The following is a 22666-nucleotide window of genomic DNA, read 5'->3' on the forward strand; positions in this document are numbered from 1 at the left end:
CAGATATATTGGGATTGAACAAGAGCAAATAAATTATACATATAAAAATTTTATTTTATAGTAATTTGTGCTAATATTTAATATGTATTACAATGCAACATTATATTATAATGTTGCATTGACATTAAAAAGGAGTAATTAATGCCAATCATAGAAGAAATAATAAAAGAGTATAAAAATTATGAAATAGACGCTCTATCTAAAAAATTAGTCGAACAATTTTTAAAAGCAGATGTCAAATATGCAATTGGCAGAAACGAATATTCTGAAATGCTATGCAATATGTATGGATTAGATTATATAGTAGATGATTACACAAATGATGACACTTTTCATAATGCCAAAATTATAAAATTTAATGATATACCTCAAGGCGTATATATTGCAAATTGTGTGTTAAATGCCCGTTATACAGAAGTCCATGAAAGGCTTGAGGAACAAGGTGCTATACCAATTGATTACTTAGATGTATGCAATGCACTACCGGAAAAAGTTGAGCCTCCTTATTGGATTAAAGATACAAGAAAAGAAGTAATTGAACATCCTGAAAAATTCCAAAATGTTTACGATTTTTTGGCAGATGAAGTTTCAAAAAAGACATTCGCAGACGTTCTATTATTCAGACTAACAGCAGATAGAAAATATTTAGAAAAATACGAAATTGGTCTGATAAACCAATACTTTGAAAATTTTTCTTTAAAAAATACCGAAATTTTTGTAGATTGTGGTGGGTTTGATGGCGAAACTACAAAACAATATATAAAGAATTGCCCAAATTATAAAAAAATATACTTCTTTGAACCATCAATCGAAAACTTAAATGTTGCAAAATCGAATTTGAAAACATATAAGAATATTGAATATATAAACAAAGGGACCTCTAATGAAAATAAAATATTGAGATTTAATACTTCATTAGGTTCAAGTTCAAATTTTAGCGAAAACGGCGAAATAACTATAGCAGTAACCCCGATTGATGATTACCTAAATGAACAAAATGCTTTGATTAAAATGGATATAGAAGGCTCTGAAATGAATGCCCTAAAAGGTGCTGCAAATTCAATTGCAAAATATCTACCAAATTTGGCAATTTGTATATACCACAAAGCTAGTGACTTTTATAAAGTATTTGATTTTATAACAGAAATCTCAAATAACGGCTATGAAAAGCCTTATATAAGACATTATTCGCAAGGTTGGAACGAAACAGTTATCTTTTTTACTAAGAAATAATTAAGCTTTGTTTAAATCATGTTTATATAACCCACCGGCATGCTGCTCTGCAAGCTCTGACTTTGCTGTAGTTATATAAAGAACATTATTCAATATATTACATGAGGATACATTTAATACAGGAAGCTTTATCTCGGTTAAAAGCCTCCCTTGTTTTGATATCTGTATAACTTTACCGCCCCCCCAAATTGCAATATAAAGGTTATCATTATCATCACAACACATTCCATCAGGGTATCCTTCTGAAACTTCGTATAAATAATCAATAAACTTGACATCGCCTGAATGCAAATCGTACGAATAACGTCCGATTTTTTTAGTTGGTGTATCTATAAAATACAAAATTTTGTCATTTTTTGAGAAAGCTAACCCATTAGAAATAGTGGTATTTTTAACCAAAATTTTTGAATTACAATTTTTGTCTAGAGAATAAAGATTGCCAATACCATCAACATCTTCTATATAACCTTTGGTGCCAACAATAAAACGGCCATTGCTGTCTAATTTACCGTCATTATATCGAACTCTATTATCGGAAATAATATGGGTGACAAATTTTCTAGTACCGTCTTCGGGATTAATCATAAAAATTCCTTGATATTCAGCTGATAGAATCCAACCATTACTTAATGGAGCAACGCAACCGACATTAGATTCTGTTTTTATTTCAAGAATATTTTTTGTTAATAAATTCATTCGATAAATTTTGTTATCTAAGATTGAAACAAAATATAAGAATTTTCCTTCATTGTCAAAGACAGGACCTTCGAGCAGTTTATCGTTATTATAAAAAATCAGTTCCATGTCACCTTACAAATTAAATTCTTTTAACATTTCAACAGGGTTTTTAAAATCATAATTTAGCCAAACAATTTTATTTTCATTGACTCCAAAATTCATTAAAACCTTCTTCATTGCAACAGCATTAGACTCACTTATGTAAGCTATTATAACAGAGTCAAAATCGGAATTGATGAGCGAATCAATTGAATTTACAGGCAAATTAACTCTACGATATTTAATATAATTTTGGTCAACCCATTTTACAATATTATAATCATCATTTTCAATAAATCTTTTATATAAATGTTGACCAAACGTACCGGCACCACATATTACTATATTTGTCCCGAGTTCAGCAAAAGGAAAAGCCCCCTTGTTTATACCACTTATAAAAACTGTAGCTAAACTTAGTATATACTTTTCAATCTGTGGCAAAACGAGAGATTTGTACCTACTTTTATTTACGGAAGCTTTTAGGTAATCATACAAATATGATAACTTTTGCCAATCTTTTTGTAAATTTGTTCTTGATTTCATCATTGAATCGGTATGTTGAACATAATGATATAAGCAAGAGTCGATTATGCAAACAGACTTTGCATTTAATATCGCAGGATAAGTAACACAAGCATCTTCGCCAAGTGATATTTTTTCAAAAACATTTAATTGAATATCATAAATAACTTCTTTTTTAAACAATTTATTCCAAAGATAGGTAGAAATTCCGAAATTTGAAAATTTTTCATTGAAAATCATTTTTGAATACACATTTTGAACCAGACTATCGCCGGTATAAACACCTGAAGGTATAGTATTTTTAAGTATTTCAGAGCTATTTTTATCCAAATCTTCTTTGTAGCCTGAAATTACAATATCAGCATTTGTATTTTTTTCAGCATCCATCAAAACTTCATACATTTCAGCTTCAATAATATCGTCGTGATCGACATAAGCAATAAAATCACCTTTAGCGGCAATTATACCTGTTTTTCTGGCATTAACAAGGCCACCATTAATTTTATGAATAACTTTTATTCGACTATCTTGTTTAGAAAAATCATCGCAAATTGCAGGACTTACATCAGTAGAGCCATCATCTACAAGAATTAATTCAAAATTTTTGTATGTTTGGTCAAGAACACTTTGAATACAATTTCTAAGTCTTTCTCCGGCATTATAAATTGGAATAATGATACTGATTAAATCATTCATTTTAAATATAAAGCCCTCCGGTAATTCTAAAATTAGAGCCAATAACCATCTCTGAATAATCCGAAAGTAATAAAATAAGAGTAGGGATATAATCATCAAGTGTGTTCATTCTTCCGAAAGGAATTTTATTGCTTGCGTCTTCTATTAATGTTTCAGGAGAAATATTTTGTGAAGACCTTAAAGCCAGTTCACCTTCTGTCGGCGTCCACCCCATTGTTAAATAATTACAACGAATGCCATATTTTGCATAATTATGCGAAATATGCTCACTTAAAGAGAACAATGCCCCTTTTGAAACAGAATAAGCAGCTCTATCTTCATCGCCACCCCAAGCGTGAGGGGAACCGATTAATACAATTGAGCCGTTTTTTTGGTTCATCATTTGCTGAAGAACATATTTACAAGCAAAAAACGGAGCTTTTAGATTTATATCGAAAACATTGTCGAAAACATCTTCTGATGTTTCTATAATAGAATCAACAGGAGTAATACCGGAATAATTAACAAAGCCATCAATGCGTTGGTATTTAGAAATCACATATTGGAAAAAATTCCGAATTTGGTTTACATCAGATATGTCAGCTTCAAAGAAATCAGTATTTTTGTAATTGGAAACTATATTTTCAGCAACGATTTTATCTCTTGCAGCGAAAACTACATTAGCACCATATTTTGAACATTCTTTAACTAATGATTTTGCAACCCCCTTAGTTCCGCCAATAATAACGATAACTTTGTTAAGCAAAATATTTTCATTAAAAATGTTATCCATTACAAAGCCTCATAATCAAAGCCTTTGAGGAGCATATTATTACCGTTTACGTCAAATATTTTTATTGTTTTTTGGATTATACTATCAAATTGTTTAAATTCATCTTTAGAGTTACAAACGACATACAATCTTGCAAAAACTTGTTTTTCAGTGCCGATAAATTCTTTCTTAACGACATCACCGACATCAAAACGTTGGACAATATTAACCACTTCAGAGGAAGCTTTTATTTTTTCGAGTCCTTCAATAGAAGCTATTTCACCTTCTTTTAGAAGGAGCCAAACTGTTGAAGCGAATTTCCCGTCAAAATTAAAATTACCCAATTTATCCATATTATTGTCGACAAAAGAATTTCCTAAAGCAAAATTAATCAACATTTTACGTTGATCATATCCGTTTATTGAAGCAAGCAGAAGATTAGGAGCCTCTCCTTGTAGCCTAAATCCCGGGTCATAAACATACAATGTGTTATTTTCGACAAATGCGGTAATCATAAGAATACCATTTTTGATATCTAAAGCTTTGAACATTTTAACGAAATTGGAATGGGCTGTATTTAAATACAAATCAGTATATTTAGAAGGATAAGTACAACCTAAGCAGACGGGGCTTAGCTCTCCTTGTTCTTTACAAACATATTTATCAGCAGTAGCAGATAAATAGCATTCTCCATCTTTAAATGTGTAATAAAGAAACATATCATCACAAGTCATATATCGTTCAACGAGGAATTTTTTTGAAGGAGAAAAATATAAAGCTTTTTCAACTGCTTGTTCAAGCTCACTCACAGAATAGCAGATAGTCATTCCTTTCCCGGAATTACTATCCGCAGGCTTGATAAAAAGAGGAAATTTTAAATTTTTTATATCTGTAGGTTTCAAGCTCTTGTCTAGTGAAAATTCAGGTATTCCAAGAATGTTAAATTTTTTACACTCATTTTTAAAAAAATACTTATTTGTGAGTGCTTTTACCGAATTTTCATTTGCATAACAGGGCAATTGCAGAATCTCACAAACTTTTTGATAGGCAGAAATTAAAGGGTCAGCAGTACCAACAAGCACACCATCAATTTGCTCGTTTTTTGCTAAATTGACAAGTCCGTCAATATCAAGACCATCCACATCATAACTTTTATCAGCAAACGGTTTAGCATAAGCATTGGGGTCATAATCGGTAACAATAGTATAAACGCCCATTTGTTTTGCTAAATTGATAAGAGAAACGGTTTCTGGATTAGCACCCAAAATTAGTAGTTTTTTCATAACATAAACCTTTTATCTACTGATTTTTCATATCAATGATAACACAAATTATACAAATGAAAAATCAAAATAAATATAAAATCATTTTTGTGATAATATTTATTCCCCTGATGAAGTACAAAAAAGACAACCGATTTGTTAGAGTAAAACGTGAAGCAAACCGAGCAATAAATAAGATAAAAAACTATTCAAATAATATTTTATGTAGACTTAAGGAAAAAACTTTTTCAGAGTAATTATCTTCCCAAATACTTCTGGCATTAGTGCCCACGGATTTGATTTTATCAGGATTGTCAATCAAATTCATCATAACGTTTTTGAGTGCATCTACGTCTTCGACTGGAACTATAAATCCATTTTCGCCGTTATTGATATATGCTTTTTGTCCAACTTTGTCTGAAATGATAGAAGGCACGCCAATCATGCCGGCTTCTGTAACGACAACAGGATCGGGGTCATCTCTGGAAACCGAAACCATTACATCAGTGTTTGAAAGCTCTTGGCGATAAAGGTTGGTATCTTTAATTATGCCTTTCCAAATTATATTTTCAACAACTTTAGTTTTTTCTTTTAATTTGAGCATAAAATGGTCACCACGCCCGACAATATTGAGAACAGATTTATTTTTATAATTTTCAGGCATAGAGATAAATGCTTTTATAGCAATATCTTGAGCTTTTCTAGGTTCAACCGAGCCCATTATAGCAAAGACGATTTTGTCAAAATTTTCTGTTCTGGACATTTTAGAGAATTCATCTCTATAGTAATTCAATTGGCGAACTTCTTTTTTCCTAAACTTTTGAATATTCTCTTTAACATAATAGGGACCGCAACAAACGATATTGGCATTTTGCAAAAGTTTGGGTAGAAATTTACTTCTTGCTTTAACAAATGGAGCAAGCATAGTTGCTTCGTGAATCCACCAAATATTTTTTATATCATTATCAAATTGGTTAACAAATTCATAGGAAACAATTGTATTTGATATTGAAAAGTCGAATTGTTTAACAAAAGGCAAAACATCATCTTTGTTAAATTTACAAATATTAATATAATGAACAGGAATACCAATCGATTCAAATTTTTCCCTCATGGGCCCGTCTTTAAGAGTAAAAACGAAAGGTGCATAACCATTATTTTTCAAGTGGAGAGCCGCAGAATATAAGACATTCGGAGCACCGGTAAAGGAAAGTTCATGAGATACTAAAAGAACTTTTTTCTTTGCAATATTTTTTTGAAAAAAGTCAGAATAATCATTTGAGTTAAAAAACAAAGACCCATTAGCGATGGAACGCAAATTTAATTTAAACTCATAATAGCATTTTGAACTAAATATTAACGGTAAATATTTAGGTGCAAATAAAACCTTTGCAAATCCAATTAGAAGCAATTTGTTTTTTTTATTTAACATTGATTAAGCTCTCTCCCAAATACATATTTTGTTATATAATATATAATATAAAATTGTATCATAACATTAGGGCATGAGAATAGAATGCAGAAAAACATTTTAATACTTGGTGGACAAGGTTTTATAGGATATAATCTCACATTGCGTTGCCTCAAAGATGGAGATAAAGTAACTGTTTTTGAGCGTAAGATTAACCCTGAACGCAAAATAGACGGCGTAAATTATGTTGAAGGCGATTTCTGCAATATACAAGATTACGCAAATATTTTCGAAAATATCGATATTGTCTATCATCTAATCAGTACATCTAAACCCAATAATGACAGGGATAAGATTGAATTTGATATATCATCAAATGTAATTGGAACCATCAGAATGTTAAATGTTTGTTTAGATAAAAAAGTCAAAAAAGTAGTTTATATCTCATCAGGAGGTACTGTTTACGGGGAATCTAGAGATTTACCATCAACGGAAGAATCTCAAACAAATCCTATTTGTGCTTATGGCATTGATAAACTTGCGATTGAAAAATATCTGTTTATGTACCGCAAAATTTATGGCTTAGATTACGCAATTATAAGGCTTTCAAATCCATACGGTCCAAACCATACAGGTGCAATCCACGGAGTTATAAATGTATTTTTAGACAAGATTTCAAAAGGTGAAGATTTAGAAGTTTGGGGCGACGGCGAAATCGCAAGAGATTACATATATATTGATGATGTTATAGAGGCACTGATAAAAATCACAGACAATGAACTAAAAATGTGCAATATCTCGTCAGGCAAAGTTGCTTCTATTAATGAAATTATTGATATTTTAAAGGAAGTCAGCGGAAAGAAATTTAAGGTAGATTATAAAGACTCACGAAATATAGATATACTAATTAATTATTTAGATAATACTTTAGCAAGAAACGGACTGAATTGGTCACCTAAAGTAGGATTAAAAGAAGGAATTAAACGTACATACGAAAGTCTTATACAAAAGGAGCCAACAAATGCCTTTTAATTTTAAAAAGCTGAAAATTGAAGATATTGTATTGATTGAGCCAAAGGTTTTCGGCGACAATAGAGGATTTTTTATGGAAACTTATAAAAAGTCTGATTTTGTTGAAAACGGAATTAAAGATGCCTTTAACCAAGACAATCACTCGAAATCTACTAAAGGCGTTTTGAGAGGGCTTCATTATCAAAAAGGAGCTTTTAGCCAATCAAAGATTATAAGATGCGTAAAAGGAGCTATCCTTGACGTTGCAGTTGATTTAAGAAAAGACTCTAAAACATTTACCAAGTGGGTCGCAGAGGAACTTTCAGAAGAAAACAAGAATATGCTTTATATTCCGCAAGGTTTCGCTCATGGATTTGTTGCCTTAACCGAGGAAGTTGAGATATTATATAAAGCATCAGGCGAATATTCACCTGAAAACGACAGGGGAGTAAGATGGAATGACCCTGATATTAATGTTAAATGGGGCATCGAGTTTGAACCTTTAATCAGTGAAAAAGACTCAAAACAACCGTATTTAAAAGATATAAAAGAGGAGGATTTATTTTGAACCTATTAGTTACAGGTGGTGCAGGCTTTATCGGAAGCTGTTTTGTTAGACATATATTAAATAAATACCCCGATTATAAAGTTATAAATATTGATGCATTGACTTACGCAGGCAATATTGCAAATCTTGATGACGTAAAGAATAATCCGAATTATAAATTTGTCCATGGCAACATTTGTGACAAAAAACTCGTAAGAGAGCTTGTTGCAGAAGTTGATGCAGTAGTTAATTTCGCTGCAGAAAGCCACGTTGACCGTTCTATTACAGGACCTGAAATTTTTATAGAAACAAATGTTCAAGGCACATTGAACCTATTACAAGCAGCTAAAGAAGCAAAAAACGATAGATTTTTACAAGTTGGTACAGATGAAGTTTATGGCACACTGGGAAAAACAGGTTATTTCTATGAAACTACTCCTATTGCTCCAAATTCACCTTACTCAGCTTCAAAAGCGAGTGCTGATTTGTTAGTCAGAGCATATTACGAAACCTATAAAATGCCTGTATTAAATACACGCTGTTCAAATAACTATGGACCTTATCAATTCCCTGAAAAGCTTATTCCTTTCTTTATTTCACAGCTTTTAAAGGGTGAAAAGGTTCCTGTATATGGTGACGGATTGAATGTTCGTGATTGGCTTTATGTTTATGACCATTGTGAGGCAATTGATGTTGTACTTCATAAAGGCAGAGTCGGAGAAGTCTATAATATAGGCGGACACAATGAAAAAACGAATATGGAAATAACCAAAATTATTCTTGGTGCAATGGGCAAAGATGAAACTTCAATTAAATATGTCCAAGATAGACTGGGTCATGACAGACGTTATGCTATTTCAAACGACAAAATAACATCTGAACTCGGTTGGAAACCGTCTTTAACCTTTGAAGAAGGAATAGAAAAGACAATTGACTGGTATTTAAGCAACCAAGATTGGATTAAAGCTATAGAAAACAGAGAAACGAGTGCCGTTTAAATGCAAACAATTCTTGTAACAGGGGGAGCTGGCTTTATTGGTTCAAACCTTGTTGACAAATTGTTAAACGAGGGGCACAAAGTTGTAGTTATAGATAGTTTTACAGACAATTATCCTGCTGAAATAAAGCGGGATAATTTGACTGTTGCAAATCATTTTAAAGATTTTCATCTTGTTGAAGGTGACACTACAGATTCAAAAACTATTGAAAAAGTGTTTGAAAGCTACAAAATTGATAAAATCGTGCATCTTGCAGCTGAAGTCGGAGTTAGAGCTTCTATTATAGACCCTCTTAAATATGTTAAAACGAATATTTATGGAACGACAGTAATTTTAGAAGCAGCAAAGAAATTTGGCGTAAAAAAAAATCATCTTAGCATCATCAAGCTCTGTCTATGGGAATAATAACAGCAACTTATTTTCAGAAACCACATTAACACTTAACCCGATATCTCCATATGCAGTTACAAAACTTGCTTGCGAAACCTTATGCAAAAATTATTCAGATTTATTCAATATAAATATAATTTGTCTTAGATTTTTCACAGTTTTCGGCCCAAGGCAACGTCCGGACTTAGCAATACACAAATTTATTAATTTAATTAAAACGAACAAACCCGTAACATTCTACGGAAACGGAGAAACGAAAAGGGATTATACGTATATAGATGATGTACTTTTTGGCATAACTTCAGCATTAGAGTATAATAAATCAAGGTTTGAAATTATAAATATTGGGGGAGGCAACCCTATTAAATTGTCCGAAATGCTTGATATAATAGAAAACTTGTTACATAAAAAAGCTCAAATTAATCAATTACCTATGCAAATAGGAGATGTAAACAGCACATCTGCAGACATAACCAAAGCAACAAGATTATTGAATTATATTCCTAGCACAAACTTTGCTGATGGGCTACAAAAATTTATAGATTGGAAAAAAGCACAATGAAACTTTGCGTAATAGGAACAGGATATGTAGGTTTAGTTGCAGGGGCATGTCTGGCAGATATGGGTAATGATGTAACTTGCGTTGATAACAATGAAGAAATTATAATGAAATTAAAAAATGTGGTGCTTCCTATTTATGAACCCGGGCTTGAAGATTTGGTTAAATACAATTACAAAGAGGGAAGGCTCAATTTTACAACAGACTTAAAAAAAGCTGTTCGAGAGGCTCAAGTATGTTTTATAGCTGTTGGCACTCCACAATCTAACGATGGAAGCGTTGACTTATCGCAAGTGTATAAAGTAGCAGAAGATATTTCGAATGAAATCAAGGAATATAAGGTTATTGTGGACAAATCAACAGTTCCCGTCGGAACAGCAGAAAAAGTTGCAGAAATAATCAAAAAAAACACGAAATCAGATTTTGACGTTGTTTCAAACCCTGAATTTTTAAAACAGGGAGCGGCTGTAGACGACTTTTTATACCCTGATAGAGTAATTATAGGCTCCGACTCTCAAAGAGCAACAGAGATAATGCAAGAAATTTATTCGCCGTTTTTAAGAACAGCAAATCGAATAATATTAATGGACGTAAAATCTGCTGAAATGACTAAATATACAGCTAACGCATTTTTAGCAATGAAAATTTCATTCATAAACGAAATAGCTAATCTTTGCGAGGAAGTCGGAGCAGACGCAGAACTTGTCAGAATAGGGATAGCAACAGATTCAAGAATAGGTAAAAAGTTTTTGTTCCCTGGTCTTGGCTACGGCGGAAGCTGTTTCCCAAAAGATGTAAAGGCATTAGTCGCAACGGCAAAATCATTCAACTCAGATTGCAAAATTTTAGAAGCAGTAGACGATGTTAATAAAAAACAACGCTACCGTTTTATAGACAAAATACTCAATAGATTTAATAATGATGTGTCAAATCTCACTTTTGGAGTGTGGGGATTATCGTTTAAGCCCAAAACTAACGATATGAGAGAGGCCCCGGCTGTCACGATAATAAATGAATTGTTAAAGAATGGAGCAAACATAAAAGCATATGACCCGCAAGCTATGGCAACTGCAAAAACTATTTTTCAAGACAAAATTGAATATTCGAAATCTGCGTACAAAGCAATTGAAGATGTTGACTGCATGATTTTAATGACAGAGTGGAACGAATTCAGACGCCCTGATTTTGATAAAATGAAATCATTGATGAAACAATCAATTGTATTTGACGGCAGGAATATATATGACGCAAAACGTTTGACATCAAGGGGAATAGAATATCATAGGTAAGAGATGAGAGTTCAAGATATTATTGATTATATGAGATTTAAAAGAAGATTTGACTTAATGGGAATCTTTAGTTTTTTGAAGTTATTAATATGCAAGTTTCAAAAAAAGGAGCTTATATTAATAAATGCAGCTGCAGGACTAGGCGATTATCTGTGGATAAGGAATTATTTTAAACTTATAAAAGAAAGCCCTCAACACAAGAATTCCGCCATTATACTACTTGCTACAGAAAGATGGCTTCGTCTTTCAAAAAAAATAGACAATGGATACGTTGATATATTTATGAATTTTCACAATCCGAATATGGCACTTTTCACGGAAACTTTCCTTTTAAGATGCTTTAAATTTGATACTTATATAAATTTTTTCCCTGAAGGTAACTTACATAAAGAAATAAACAAATACGCAACTTCAAATAACAAAATCACATGTGATATTGTCGACCAAAAAGGTTATACAAACGAATTTTATCAAAAAAGAAATGACCTAATTATGTCACAGTTTGTCGATATCCCTCAAAATTTCAAACACGAATTACCGATAATTGATAACGCATCAGAAACCTCAAAAGACTATATAGTGCTGGTTCCTGCGGGGTTTGCAATGGGTGAGCTGTCTGATGAACAGCTGAAAACGATAACTGATTTTGTCGATGAAAAATTCAGATATGCGGTTTTGCTATTGGGGCTCAAAAATCATAAACCTGTAGCAAAAAGATTAAAAAAAATAGTAAATAATCCCAAAAACCTAATAAATGGTTGCGGGAAATTCTATGAATACGAGCTTCCGTCAATTTTAGAAGGGGCTAAACTTGTAATTACGCCAAATACAGCCACCTATCATATGGCTTTAATGCTCGATAAAAATATAATTTGCTTTTCAAAAGAAAACCCAATGTCTTTGGACTTTGAAAAAAACAATGTTGAGCATATAATTTCAGATAAAGAAATAAGTGATATTCCATCACAAAAAATTGTAGATTTAATAAATAAAATGCTTGGAGAGAATAACTAATGGATAAAATAAAAAAGGTTTTAGTGACAGGAGCCAAAGGAATGCTGGGGCAAGATTTATGCCCAACTCTTGAAGACGCAGGGTTTGAGGTTATAGAAACAGATGTTCACAACCTTGACATAACAAATGAACTTCAAACTTTTGATGTAATTAAAACGGCTAAACCTGATTATATTATTCACTGTGCGGCGTACACAAATGTAAATAAGGCGGAAGAAGATGAAGAAAAAGCGTTTCTTCTAAACGCAAAAGGGGCGGAGAATGTTGCAAAAGCTGCTGAAAAAATATCAGCAACAATGATTTACATTTCGACAGATTATGTATTTGACGGCGAAAAAGCTTCAGCCTACGAGCCTGATGACAAAACAAATCCAATAAACGCTTATGGCAGAACAAAACTTGCAGGTGAAATTGCGGTTGAAAAGAATTGCTCAAAATACTATATAGCAAGAACCAGCTGGCTTTATGGAATTCATGGCAAAAATTTTGTGGAAACAATGATTACTTTAGCTGAAAAGAATTTACCTGAAATTAAAGTGGTTGATGACCAAATAGGACGTCCGACTTGGGCAGTTGATTTAGCAAACGCACTTGTTGAGCTTATAGAAGATGATATTGAAGAACCGGAATACGGCGTATATCACTTAACAGGAGGGGGGAAGCCTGTTTCTTGGTACGGTTTTACCAAAGAAATTTTCAAATTAATGAATTTTGATGTAAACTTAATACCATGCAAATCAGATGAGTTTCCGAGTCCGGCAATTCGACCAAAATCAAGTTTCTTGGATAATGAGGACAGATGCCCTGATTGGAAAAAATCGCTCAAAGAATATATAGAATTGAGGTAATATGAAAGGTATAGTTTTAGCAGGCGGTGCCGGTACACGCCTATATCCGACAACAATGGTCGTTTCGAAGCAACTTTTGCCGATTTACGATAAACCTATGATTTACCACCCTATATCAGTATTAATGCTTGCAGGGATAAAGGATATTTTAATCATTTCAACCCCACAAGATTTACCCAATTTCAAAAAACTATTAGGTGACGGCTCTCAATTCGGCGTGAATTTTTCTTATGTCGAACAGCCAAAACCAGAAGGACTAGCCCAAGCTTTTATTCTTGGTGCCGATTTTATTGGTGATGACCATGTTGCAATGGTTCTGGGCGACAATATATTCTATGGACAAGGTTTCTCTTCTACGTTAAAAAGAGCATCTGAAAGAAAAAACGGTGCATCTGTGTTTGCTTATCAGGTCAAAGACCCTGAAAGATTTGGTGTGGTTGAATTTGATTCAACAAATAAAGCTGTTTCAATTGAAGAAAAACCCAAAGAGCCAAAATCAAATTATGCGGTTACAGGCTTATATTTCTATGATAATAAGGTTGTAGATTATGCAAAAAATCTTAAACCTTCACCACGTGGAGAACTCGAAATTACAGATTTGAACAAAAAATACCTTGAAAACGGTAACTTGAATGTAGAAACGCTTGGTAGAGGTTTCGCTTGGCTTGATACAGGGACACAAAAATCTCTTTTACAAGCAGGTCAATACGTTCAAACAATTGAAGAAAATCAAGGTATAAAAATAGCATGCCTTGAAGAAGTTGCATACAGAATGGGATTTTTGACAAAAGAACAAATCAAAAAAAATGTTTCTAAATTCAAAAACAACGACTATTACAAATACGTTTTGAGGTGCATAAAATAACATGCACGATGTTTCAGTTGTCTTGGTCAGCTACAATACTGCAGAATTGACGAGAAACTGCTTAAAGTCATTGTATGTCCAAACAGTTGGCGTTGATTTTGAGGTGTTTGTCGTTGATAACAACTCACACGACGGCAGCTCGGAAATGATTAAAAAAGAATTTCCACAGGTAAATCTTATTTGCAATAGAGAAAATAAAGGCTTTGGAGCTGCAAATAATCTCGCCATTGAAGCAGCTGACTCAAAGTATGTTTTTCTTTTGAATACTGATACTGTTTTGATAGACAACCCTATAAAAATATTTTTTGATTATATGGAAAAAACCCCGAAAGCAGGAGCTTGTGGGGGGAATTTATATAACGCAGATGGTGAAAATGTCCATTCATACGGTTATTTGCCGACGAAAAAAACTAAATTTTTAAGAACATTTCAACTTTTACCATTCTTTAAAAACGAGCAAATAAAGGTAAAAGACAAAGGAAACAACGAGAAAAACGAGTTCAAAAAAGTAGATTTGATAATCGGAGCAGATTTATTTTTGAGGAAATCTGTTTTGGATAGTGTTGGAAGTTTTGACGAAGATTTTTTCTTGTACTTTGAAGAAAGCGAGCTTCAACACAGAATAAACCAAGCAGGCTATGAAATTTTCATTTTACCCGAGGCAAAAATAAGCCACTTAGAGGGCAAATCGACAAAAAACAGGGTGAAGACGAGAAGTTATAAGCTGATAAGTGAATTTTTGTACTACAAAAAATGTTATGGAGTTTCAAAATACAGCCCGTTTAAACTTGTTATTATGGCATCACATCTGCCGAGATTGCTGGTTCATCCCGTTATGATTTCAAAAGCTTGGAGTTTTATTCTCTCAAACTAAAAACTTTATTTTAACTCCCCACCTCAGGCATGCTTTCGGGTAATGATATTTAGCACCCCACTTACTAATATTAGATTAAAGTGGGAGAGAGAAATGTCAAAATTGCCAATAAATCTAATGCTGGTTGAAGACCACAAACTCATGAGAGTCGGAATGAAAACATTGTTTGAAGAAAGTCCTGATTTTCAAGTTATAGCAGAATCAGGACTCGGGAAAGAGGCGGTAGAAAAAGCAAAAATCCATAAACCCGATGTAATATTAATGGATATAGGTTTACCTGATATCTCGGGACTTACGGCGACAAAAAGAATACTCGAGGACAATCCTGATGCGAAAATTATAATTTTGACCTCGCATAATACGGAAGATGAGGTCAATAATGCACTGACGATAGGGGCATTTGCCTATGTTATAAAAGATATAAATACTGACACATTGATGATGATAATAAAATCAGTAAATGAAGGGGCGATATGGCTTGACCCCAAAATTGTACCGATTTTAAGACAAAAGAACGGCACAATAATCCCTAAGAAACAGACTACAAGAGCGGCGTTCCGTTCTCAACACGCAAATTTAACAGAACGAGAATACGAAGTTTTAAAACTTGTAGTCGACGGCAAGTCTAATAACGATATAGCCCATACACTTAGTATAAGCGAACATACAGCTAAAGCTCACGTTTGCAATATAATACAAAAACTCGTAGTAGATGACAGAACCCAAGCAGCAGTGAAAGCAATAAAAGAAGGGCTAGTGTAAATGCAACAAAATAAATCACATAGGTACTTGAATTTAATTTGCAAACGTGATAATATTGTTAGGCTGAAATACTAAAGAGAAGGAGAAAGGCATGCAACTTTCGAAAATTGATGCATTGGCAGGTTGTCAACCACTTAAACAGTCAGTTTCTGCTGTGCCTTTACGAGAAGTCGCTTTTAGAGCAATGGCTCCTGATACTTTTGAAAATAAAACTGCTCCTAAAAATGATACCTTTCAGTCAAATACTCAAAATATAGACGCAAAATATGATTTCGCTTGCAGATTAGCTGCATTTTATAAGCAACAATATGAACAATTATTACAGCAAAAAGCTTGTAATGCTTAATTTTTTATAATATTTTGCTGTTTTCTTTTATATATGATTTAATTATTTTGTTATGAATAAAACAGATAAATATTGGCTTGCATTTGCATCAATAGAAAAATTCAGTAGTACATTTATTCAACGCCTTTTTGAACATTTCGGAGGCGATATTGAGCATGCTTGGAAAGCAGACGTTAAAGAACTTTTAGAAATTGAAGATATTACTAAAAAACAATTCGATGCATTTACGCACGAAAGACAAAAAAGAAATCCAGATGACTGCTATTCATATATAAAAAATAAGGGAATTGATTATTTTAACTATGACGATGATAAATACCCATCGCTTTTAAAGCAAATATACAACCCTCCAATGACACTTTTTATGGCAGGGGATATTGATAGATGCAATCCGAATAGAACTCTCGCTGTAGTAGGTTCCAGACGTGCCAGTAAATATTCAAAAGATATCCTAACTTCTATATTAGATAAATTCGCAGGTACAGACATTTGTATAGTTTCAGGCTTAGCAACAGGAATTGACACAACAGCACATATTGCGGCTGTCAAGAACAATTTGGCAACAATCGGAGTAATAGCAGGAGGCTTCGAGCATTTGTATCCGACCTCTAATAAACAACTTTTCGAACAAATAAAAGACACCTATGGTGCAGTTTTATCCGAATATTGGCCAACTTCTGAACCTATCGCATGGCGTTTCCCTCATCGGAACAGAATTGTAAGTGGTCTTTCTAAAGGTACACTTGTAGCAGAAGCAGCTTTAAAAAGCGGAGCTTTGATTACGGCTCATTTGTGCCTTGAACACAATCGTGAACTTATGTGTATCCCGGGCATGATTACAAACCCAAATACTGCGGGGATTTATAAACTATTAAAAGAAGGAGCAGCCCTTGTTACTTCGGCAGAAGACATACTAACCACAATGGATTGGCAATTTACCAAACAAACTTTTGAACCAAATAAATTGCAAACAGATTTGACAGATGGGGAGTCTCTTGTTTACAATCTAATTAGCATGGATTCGTTGACGGTCGACGAAATTATACTAAAAACCAATTTGACCGTCGGGGATTTAATGGTAATATTAACAAAATTAGAGATAAAAGGTTTAATTCAACAAATCGAGGGGGAAAAGTATTCCGCCCTTGCAGTTATAGGATAGTTATGGCAAAGAAAAAAACTGAAAAGGCATTAGTAATAGTAGAGTCACCGGCAAAATCTAAAACAATCAAAAAGATTTTAGGCGACGGATATCAAATAGAAGCAAGTTACGGACACATTAGGGACTTTCCGCCCAAAGTGCTCGGCTTTGACGTCGAAAAAGACTTTACTCCGAGCTTTGTAGTAATACCGGAAAAAGAAGCTGTCGTTAAAAAATTAAATGATATAGCAAAAAAATCTGATAAAATTTACCTAGCCTCCGACCCAGACCGTGAAGGAGAGGCTATTGCTTGGCATGTAAGACAAGTTCTTGATGTGCCGGAGGATAAAATTTACAGAATTGAATTTAATGAAATTACACCGAAAGCAATCAAAAATGCTGTCGAAAATTTTAGAACCATTGACATGCAAAAAGTTAAGGCACAACAAACACGCCAAATTTTGGATAGACTCGTTGGTTATAAAATAAGCCCTGTATTGTGGGAAAAAATGAAAAATAATCACCTTTCTGCAGGCAGAGTGCAAAGCGTCGCCCTTCGAATGATTTGTGAAAGAGAAGCACTGATTGACGCCTTTAAGCCTGAAGAATACTGGACTATAAACGCAGATTTGCTAAAAGCTAAAAAAACTTTCGAAGCCGAACTTTCAAAATATAAAAACAAAAAAATTGAAATAAAATCTCAAAAAGAAGCTGATAAAGTTGTCGCGGACTTAGAAAAAAAAGGGCTTGAATACAAAGTATCAAAAATCACACAAAAAGATACCCAAAGGAAACCATCAGCACCTTTCATAACTTCAACTTTGCAAAGAGAAGCCAGCAGCAAACTTGGATATGGTGTATCAAAAACAATGCAAGTGGCACAAAAACTTTATGAGGGTATAGATTTAGGTGGCGACGGTCCAGTCGGGCTTATTACATATATGAGAACAGACTCCGTTAGAATATCTGATGACGCTCAAGCTGCTGCCAAAGATTATATTGTTGACAGTTTTGGCGAAAAATATTATCCGAAATCACCCAACAATTACGTAAAAGCCGGCAAAAAGAATGTTCAAGACGCCCACGAGGCAATCAGACCATCTTATGTTGACAAAACACCCGATAGCTTGAAATCCCACTTAACAAATGAACAGTATAAACTCTATAAGCTTATTTGGGACAGATTTATTGCTTCGCAAATGGATAACGCAAAAGTCAAAAATACAACCGTTGAAATTAAAGCCGATGATTATACATTACGTCTTGGCTCAAGCAAAATTATGTTTGAAGGATTTTTGAAGGTCTATAACGACTCGGAAGATGATGTAGAAGAATTGAAAAAAATTCCTGATTTCAAAGAAGGTGAAACTGTTGATTTAAAGAAAGTAAATCCAAAACAACATTTTACCCAACCACCACCGAGGTTTACAGAAGCATCTCTTGTAAAAGCACTGGAAGAACACGGAATCGGACGTCCGAGTACGTATGCTCCTATTATTTCAAAAATTCAAACAAAAGGCTATGTTGATAAACAAGAAAAAGCACTTGCCCCTACTCTTTTAGGCAAAGCCGTTTCAGAGCAACTTGTTGCACACTTTACAGATATTATAAATTACGAGTTTACAGCCTCTATGGAAAATAAACTCGATGATATTGCAGAAGACAAAGCCGTTTGGAACAAGGTTATTAAAGACTTTTATGTGCCCTTTATCGAAACCGTAAATACAGCTAAAGAAAAAATGGAGCAAGTAATTATCGACTCTGGCAAAGTTTGCCCTAACTGCGGAAAGCCAATGGTAGTAAAGACAAGCCGTTGGGGAAGCCAATTTTTAGGTTGCTCCGGATACCCTGAATGCAAAACGATGATGCCGTTAAATGCTGCCCCTGACGCAGTTTCAGAAATGAATAAGCCTGTTGAAGAAAAATGTGAAAAATGTGGCGGTGACATGATTCAAAAAATCGGTCCATACGGTCCTTATTTGCAATGCTTAAACGAAGAATGTAAACACAGAAAACGTATTGTAAAATCAACTGGCGTTAAATGCCCTAAAGACGGGTGTGACGGTGAAATAGTTTTCAAAAAATCAAGATATGGCAGAGTATTTTTCGGCTGCAACAAATATCCAAAATGCGATTTTGTTTCTTGGAATGAACCTATTGATGCAAAATGCCCTAAATGCGGTAACATTTTAGTTAAAAAAATAACAAAAAAATATCAAAGATATGAATGTTTAAGCAAAGAATGCGACTATAATCGCGAAATGGAAGAAACGAATGATTAAACTCGGATTAATCGGGTATCCTTTGGGGCACTCAATGTCAGCTATAATTCAAAAAGCAGCATTTGAGTCTTGCGGGCTTGATGGTGAATATGAAATTTTAGAAACCGAGCCTGAACTTTTAGTCGATAGAGTAAAATTTTTAAAATCGAGAGGTTATGCTGGATTTAACGTTACTATTCCACTCAAAGTGCCTATTACATTGTTTCTTGATGAAGTTGACAGCATCTCAAATCAAGCAGGTTGTGCAAATACAGTAAAAGTCATGCCTAATCTATCTTTATATGGCTACAACACTGATGTCTACGGATTTTCAGCAGCAATTCCGACAAATGTCAAAAATGAATTAAAAGGTTCAAAAGTAGCTATTTTGGGTAATGGTGGAGCTTCACGTGCAGTTGCGGTTGCTTTGGGAAATATCGGCGTAAAACAATTGGATTTTTATGTTCGAAATATAATCAACGCTTCAACAATGGTAAATATCGTCAGGGAAAATTTTCCAAATATTAAAATTGAACTAAAACAAATTCAACACATTTATGATTTATCTGATTATAAAATGCTCGTAAACACTACGCCTCTTGGAATGAGAGGAAAAGCGATGGGGCTTTCACCAGTTGATGAAAAAGCTATGAAAACATTAAAACCTGATGCTGTTATTTATGATATTGTTTATAACCCAATTAAAACCGAATTTATCAACATTGCTCAAAAGCTCGGCTTGCAAACAATTGGGGGACTTGATATGTTGGTATATCAAGCTGCCAAAGCGTTTGAGATATGGACTGGCAAATATCCCGATACTCAAAATATGAAAATTGCAGCTTTAGAGAGCTTGGCTGTATAACGTATAAGCCCTTATAGAAGCTATATACAAGTTTTTTATCAGAGTTGTTTTTTATTTTTTCAGCAGATCCCAACTGTAATAAGGCAATTGGGGGTTTTTCAAATAAAAATATTTATGACAACTATCGTCCAATAGGTTGCTATCAAAGGAAGCTAAGGCGTATATTTCAAATCCAAATGTCTCGCAGCTTGGGTTTCATCTACCTTTTTAACAGGAGTTGAAAAAGGTCTGTTATGGACAATTTCTGAATTTTCTTCAACTTCTTTTGCAATTTTAAGCATGATTTGAATAAAGTCATCCAACCGTTCTTTTGTTTCAGATTCAGTCGGCTCAATCATAATAGCTTCTGAAACTATTAGAGGAAAATACACTGTTGGGGGGTGAAAATTATCGTCCATCAGACGTTTTGCAATGTCGATAGTATGAACGCCTTTTTCCTTTTGCAAATCACCAGACAATACAAATTCGTGCATGCAAGTTGTATCATGGGGCAATAAATACGAATTCTTTAGTTTTTCTTGAAGATAATTAGCATTTAAAACAGCATCTTCAGAAACAGAACGTAAATTTTTGCCCTGCATAAGAATATAAGCATAAGCCTTTATCATGACTGCAAAATTACCATAAAAAGCTTTCATTTTACCTATTGAATGTTTCAAATCATATTTTCTTGAATATTGTTTTCCGTCAAATTCAAGAACAGGAACGGGTAAAAATTCTTTTAAATCTTTGACAACCCCGACAGGTCCGGCACCAGGTCCACCACCACCGTGGGGAGTTGCAAAAGTTTTATGCAAATTAATGTGAACAATATCAAACCCCATTTTTTTAGGAGTAGTATGTCCCATAATTGCGTTTAAATTAGCACCATCATAATATAGCAAACCACCTACTTCGTGAACCAATTTTGAAATTTCAAGGATATTTTCCTCAAAAAGACCAAGAGTATTAGGGTTTGTTAGCATAATTGCCGCCGTATTTTCGTCAAGAACAGACTTCAATGCATCAATATCGACTTGCCCGTTTTCTTTTGATTTAATCTCCACAATATTAAATCCGCACATTGAAGCAGACGCAGGATTGGTTCCGTGAGCAGAATCGGGAACAATTACATTTTTACGATTTTGCCCGATTGTTTCAAAATATTTTTTCACAATCATCATTCCACATAGCTCGCCATGAGCTCCTGCTGCAAGTTGCAACGTCAATGCGTCCATTCCTGTGATTTTTTTCAAAGCGTCTGTCAAATTATACATCAATTTCAAAGCACCTTGAGAATCTTCATCATTTTGAAGCGGATGAAGATTTGAAAAGCCATCTAACGAAGCTAACAATTCATTTATTTTGGGATTATATTTCATTGTACAAGAGCCTAAAGGATAAAAACCGGTTTCTATGCAAAAGTTTTTATCTGAAAGTTCTTTGTAATGCCTCATTGCCTCAAGTTCAGTAACTTCGGGCAAGATAGAACTTTTTTCGCCAAGATAATCTTTATTTATGAAAGAAAAATCTATTTTTTCATCTGTCAAATTGCAGCCAACAGTGTTTTTTTTAGATTTTTCAAAAATCAATTTTGTATAATTTGAATCCATTTTATCCCCTTAGTCTATAGCCAAAATTTATTTTGAAATATAAATATTTCTGGTTTCAACAGCTTTCATTGCACGATAAGTAATTTCTTCCGCAGAAGCTGATTTATAGAATGAACGTCCTATACCTACGGCTTTTGCACCTGCATCTAAATAATCTGTAAAATCATCAATTTCAATATTACCGGTTGCAATTATATTTAAAAAAGGCATGGGTCTAAGCAAATCTTCAACATATGTAGCACCCCCCATAGGTTTTGTAGGATAAATTTTAATGAGCGGTGTGCGGGCCTTCCAAGCTGAATATGCTTCATTTGGGGTTGTTGCAGTCATAATCAAAGGTATTTTTTTATTTTGACAAAGTCTGACTAAATTCATTTGGAACACAGGCGAAACAACGACATCTGCTCCTGATGAAATTGAAATACTTGCTTGGCGTTGAGTAATAATACCTCCTGCAGCTATCAAGGCTTTTGAATTTTTTTTAAGATATTTTATCGACTCCAATATTTCGGCATTTTGAACTATTATTTCGATAATATTAATACCACCTTTTATCAAAGCTTCGGAGATTTGGACAGCCTTATCAGCATCAGTGACTCTAACCACACCAAATATTTTTTGTTTTAAAATTTCATCAATTGCACTCATTTGT

Annotated in this window: 21 protein-coding genes and 1 pseudogene; 15 read left to right on the top strand and 7 right to left on the bottom strand. The window is 33.7% G+C overall.

Translation table 11 applies throughout. From position 1 onward, the window contains the following. The first annotated feature begins 141 nt into the window (after positions 1–141). Positions 142–1233 carry an FkbM family methyltransferase gene (locus PHV37_05450; protein MDD3237526.1) on the top strand — a complete coding sequence of 364 codons (1092 nt, stop codon included), beginning with the start codon at positions 142–144 and terminating at the stop codon, positions 1231–1233. Here PHV37_05450 and PHV37_05455 read toward each other — a convergent pair whose 3' ends face one another. The 5 genes from PHV37_05455 to PHV37_05475 form a co-directional block, all read right to left on the bottom strand. Continuing rightward, positions 1234–2037 carry an SMP-30/gluconolactonase/LRE family protein gene (locus PHV37_05455; protein MDD3237527.1) on the bottom strand — a complete coding sequence of 268 codons (804 nt, stop codon included), beginning with the start codon at positions 2035–2037 and terminating at the stop codon, positions 1234–1236. Between the two features lie 6 nt (positions 2038–2043). Beyond that, positions 2044–3228: a glycosyltransferase gene (locus tag PHV37_05460; GenBank protein MDD3237528.1), complete on the bottom strand. Its 1185-nt coding sequence runs from the start codon at positions 3226–3228 to the stop codon at positions 2044–2046. A gap of 1 nt (position 3229) precedes the next feature. Beyond that, positions 3230–4000 (bottom strand): SDR family NAD(P)-dependent oxidoreductase, encoded by a 771-nt coding sequence (locus PHV37_05465; GenBank protein MDD3237529.1) that lies wholly within the window; start codon positions 3998–4000, stop codon positions 3230–3232. Beyond that, a complete protein-coding gene (locus tag PHV37_05470) occupies positions 4000–5262 on the bottom strand; it encodes a hypothetical protein (protein ID MDD3237530.1) in 1263 nt (420 codons plus the stop codon). Before PHV37_05470 ends, PHV37_05465 begins: the two co-directional genes overlap by 1 nt. 184 nt (positions 5263–5446) lie before the next feature. Continuing rightward, on the bottom strand, positions 5447–6673 hold the full coding sequence (locus PHV37_05475; GenBank protein ID MDD3237531.1) for a glycosyltransferase family 4 protein: 1227 nt from the start codon (positions 6671–6673) through the stop codon (positions 5447–5449). 84 nt (positions 6674–6757) lie between these two features. Between PHV37_05475 and PHV37_05480 the strand changes: the two genes are divergently transcribed. The 14 genes and pseudogenes from PHV37_05480 to aroE all read left to right on the top strand — a co-directional run bounded on the left by PHV37_05480 (position 6758) and on the right by aroE (position 20422). Further along, the gene (locus PHV37_05480; protein ID MDD3237532.1) at positions 6758–7684 is read left to right on the top strand and encodes an NAD-dependent epimerase/dehydratase family protein; all 927 of its coding nucleotides are present in this window, start codon (positions 6758–6760) and stop codon (positions 7682–7684) included. Beyond that, positions 7674–8231: a dTDP-4-dehydrorhamnose 3,5-epimerase gene (gene rfbC, locus PHV37_05485; GenBank protein MDD3237533.1), complete on the top strand. Its 558-nt coding sequence runs from the start codon at positions 7674–7676 to the stop codon at positions 8229–8231. The genes PHV37_05480 and rfbC overlap by 11 nt, the downstream gene beginning before the upstream one ends. Next, positions 8228–9208 (top strand): dTDP-glucose 4,6-dehydratase, encoded by a 981-nt coding sequence (gene rfbB / locus PHV37_05490; protein MDD3237534.1) that lies wholly within the window; start codon positions 8228–8230, stop codon positions 9206–9208. The genes rfbC and rfbB overlap by 4 nt, the downstream gene beginning before the upstream one ends. Then, positions 9209–10160, top strand: a pseudogene (locus PHV37_05495) (SDR family NAD(P)-dependent oxidoreductase). Continuing rightward, positions 10157–11446 carry a UDP-glucose/GDP-mannose dehydrogenase family protein gene (locus PHV37_05500; protein MDD3237535.1) on the top strand — a complete coding sequence of 430 codons (1290 nt, stop codon included), beginning with the start codon at positions 10157–10159 and terminating at the stop codon, positions 11444–11446. Before PHV37_05495 ends, PHV37_05500 begins: the two are co-directional and overlap by 4 nt. A gap of 3 nt (positions 11447–11449) precedes the next feature. Beyond that, a complete protein-coding gene (locus tag PHV37_05505; protein ID MDD3237536.1) occupies positions 11450–12460 on the top strand; it encodes a hypothetical protein in 1011 nt (336 codons plus the stop codon). After that, on the top strand, positions 12460–13308 hold the full coding sequence (gene rfbD, locus PHV37_05510; protein ID MDD3237537.1) for a dTDP-4-dehydrorhamnose reductase: 849 nt from the start codon (positions 12460–12462) through the stop codon (positions 13306–13308). The genes PHV37_05505 and rfbD overlap by 1 nt, the downstream gene beginning before the upstream one ends. A 1-nt stretch (position 13309) precedes the next feature. Next, positions 13310–14173: a glucose-1-phosphate thymidylyltransferase RfbA gene (rfbA, locus tag PHV37_05515; GenBank protein ID MDD3237538.1), complete on the top strand. Its 864-nt coding sequence runs from the start codon at positions 13310–13312 to the stop codon at positions 14171–14173. A gap of 1 nt (position 14174) precedes the next feature. Then, complete coding sequence (locus PHV37_05520) at positions 14175–15047, top strand: glycosyltransferase family 2 protein (protein ID MDD3237539.1); 873 nt, start codon at positions 14175–14177, stop codon at positions 15045–15047. Between the two features lie 93 nt (positions 15048–15140). Continuing rightward, entirely contained in the window at positions 15141–15809 is a 669-nt protein-coding gene (locus PHV37_05525; protein ID MDD3237540.1) for a response regulator transcription factor, read from the top strand. Positions 15810–15900: 91 nt separating this feature from the next. Continuing rightward, positions 15901–16155, top strand: a complete 255-nt coding sequence (locus PHV37_05530) for a hypothetical protein (GenBank protein MDD3237541.1) — start codon at positions 15901–15903, stop codon at positions 16153–16155. 52 nt (positions 16156–16207) lie between these two features. After that, positions 16208–17317, top strand: a complete 1110-nt coding sequence (gene dprA / locus PHV37_05535) for a DNA-processing protein DprA (GenBank protein ID MDD3237542.1) — start codon at positions 16208–16210, stop codon at positions 17315–17317. Between the two features lie 2 nt (positions 17318–17319). After that, a complete protein-coding gene (gene topA / locus PHV37_05540; protein MDD3237543.1) occupies positions 17320–19578 on the top strand; it encodes a type I DNA topoisomerase in 2259 nt (752 codons plus the stop codon). After that, positions 19571–20422: a shikimate dehydrogenase gene (gene aroE, locus PHV37_05545; protein MDD3237544.1), complete on the top strand. Its 852-nt coding sequence runs from the start codon at positions 19571–19573 to the stop codon at positions 20420–20422. The genes topA and aroE overlap by 8 nt, the downstream gene beginning before the upstream one ends. Before the next feature lie 152 nt (positions 20423–20574). Here the strand turns inward: aroE and gcvPB are convergent, their stop codons facing one another. Further along, on the bottom strand, positions 20575–22014 hold the full coding sequence (gene gcvPB / locus PHV37_05550; GenBank protein ID MDD3237545.1) for an aminomethyl-transferring glycine dehydrogenase subunit GcvPB: 1440 nt from the start codon (positions 22012–22014) through the stop codon (positions 20575–20577). A 27-nt stretch (positions 22015–22041) separates the two neighbouring features. Continuing rightward, positions 22042–22662, bottom strand: a complete 621-nt coding sequence (locus PHV37_05555; protein MDD3237546.1) for a bifunctional 4-hydroxy-2-oxoglutarate aldolase/2-dehydro-3-deoxy-phosphogluconate aldolase — start codon at positions 22660–22662, stop codon at positions 22042–22044. Between the last annotated feature and the right edge of the window lie 4 nt (positions 22663–22666).

This window comes from Candidatus Gastranaerophilales bacterium (genome assembly GCA_028693235.1).
Lineage (GTDB): Bacteria > Cyanobacteriota > Vampirovibrionia > Gastranaerophilales > Gastranaerophilaceae > JAQUVW01.

Excerpts from the sequence above, each read along its gene's own strand:
- PHV37_05450 (MDD3237526.1), top strand. The coding sequence starts at position 142 with ATGCCAATCATAGAAGAAATAATAAAAGAGTATAAAAATTATGAAATA.
- PHV37_05455 (MDD3237527.1), bottom strand. The coding sequence starts at position 2,037 with ATGGAACTGATTTTTTATAATAACGATAAACTGCTCGAAGGTCCTGTC.
- PHV37_05460 (MDD3237528.1), bottom strand. The coding sequence starts at position 3,228 with ATGAATGATTTAATCAGTATCATTATTCCAATTTATAATGCCGGAGAA.
- PHV37_05465 (MDD3237529.1), bottom strand. The coding sequence starts at position 4,000 with ATGGATAACATTTTTAATGAAAATATTTTGCTTAACAAAGTTATCGTT.
- PHV37_05470 (MDD3237530.1), bottom strand. The coding sequence starts at position 5,262 with ATGAAAAAACTACTAATTTTGGGTGCTAATCCAGAAACCGTTTCTCTT.
- PHV37_05475 (MDD3237531.1), bottom strand. The coding sequence starts at position 6,673 with ATGTTAAATAAAAAAAACAAATTGCTTCTAATTGGATTTGCAAAGGTT.
- PHV37_05480 (MDD3237532.1), top strand. The coding sequence starts at position 6,758 with ATGCAGAAAAACATTTTAATACTTGGTGGACAAGGTTTTATAGGATAT.
- rfbC (MDD3237533.1), top strand. The coding sequence starts at position 7,674 with ATGCCTTTTAATTTTAAAAAGCTGAAAATTGAAGATATTGTATTGATT.
- PHV37_05500 (MDD3237535.1), top strand. The coding sequence starts at position 10,157 with ATGAAACTTTGCGTAATAGGAACAGGATATGTAGGTTTAGTTGCAGGG.
- PHV37_05505 (MDD3237536.1), top strand. The coding sequence starts at position 11,450 with ATGAGAGTTCAAGATATTATTGATTATATGAGATTTAAAAGAAGATTT.
- rfbD (MDD3237537.1), top strand. The coding sequence starts at position 12,460 with ATGGATAAAATAAAAAAGGTTTTAGTGACAGGAGCCAAAGGAATGCTG.
- rfbA (MDD3237538.1), top strand. The coding sequence starts at position 13,310 with ATGAAAGGTATAGTTTTAGCAGGCGGTGCCGGTACACGCCTATATCCG.
- PHV37_05520 (MDD3237539.1), top strand. The coding sequence starts at position 14,175 with ATGCACGATGTTTCAGTTGTCTTGGTCAGCTACAATACTGCAGAATTG.
- PHV37_05525 (MDD3237540.1), top strand. The coding sequence starts at position 15,141 with ATGTCAAAATTGCCAATAAATCTAATGCTGGTTGAAGACCACAAACTC.
- PHV37_05530 (MDD3237541.1), top strand. The coding sequence starts at position 15,901 with ATGCAACTTTCGAAAATTGATGCATTGGCAGGTTGTCAACCACTTAAA.
- dprA (MDD3237542.1), top strand. The coding sequence starts at position 16,208 with ATGAATAAAACAGATAAATATTGGCTTGCATTTGCATCAATAGAAAAA.
- topA (MDD3237543.1), top strand. The coding sequence starts at position 17,320 with ATGGCAAAGAAAAAAACTGAAAAGGCATTAGTAATAGTAGAGTCACCG.
- aroE (MDD3237544.1), top strand. The coding sequence starts at position 19,571 with ATGATTAAACTCGGATTAATCGGGTATCCTTTGGGGCACTCAATGTCA.
- gcvPB (MDD3237545.1), bottom strand. The coding sequence starts at position 22,014 with ATGGATTCAAATTATACAAAATTGATTTTTGAAAAATCTAAAAAAAAC.
- PHV37_05555 (MDD3237546.1), bottom strand. The coding sequence starts at position 22,662 with ATGAGTGCAATTGATGAAATTTTAAAACAAAAAATATTTGGTGTGGTT.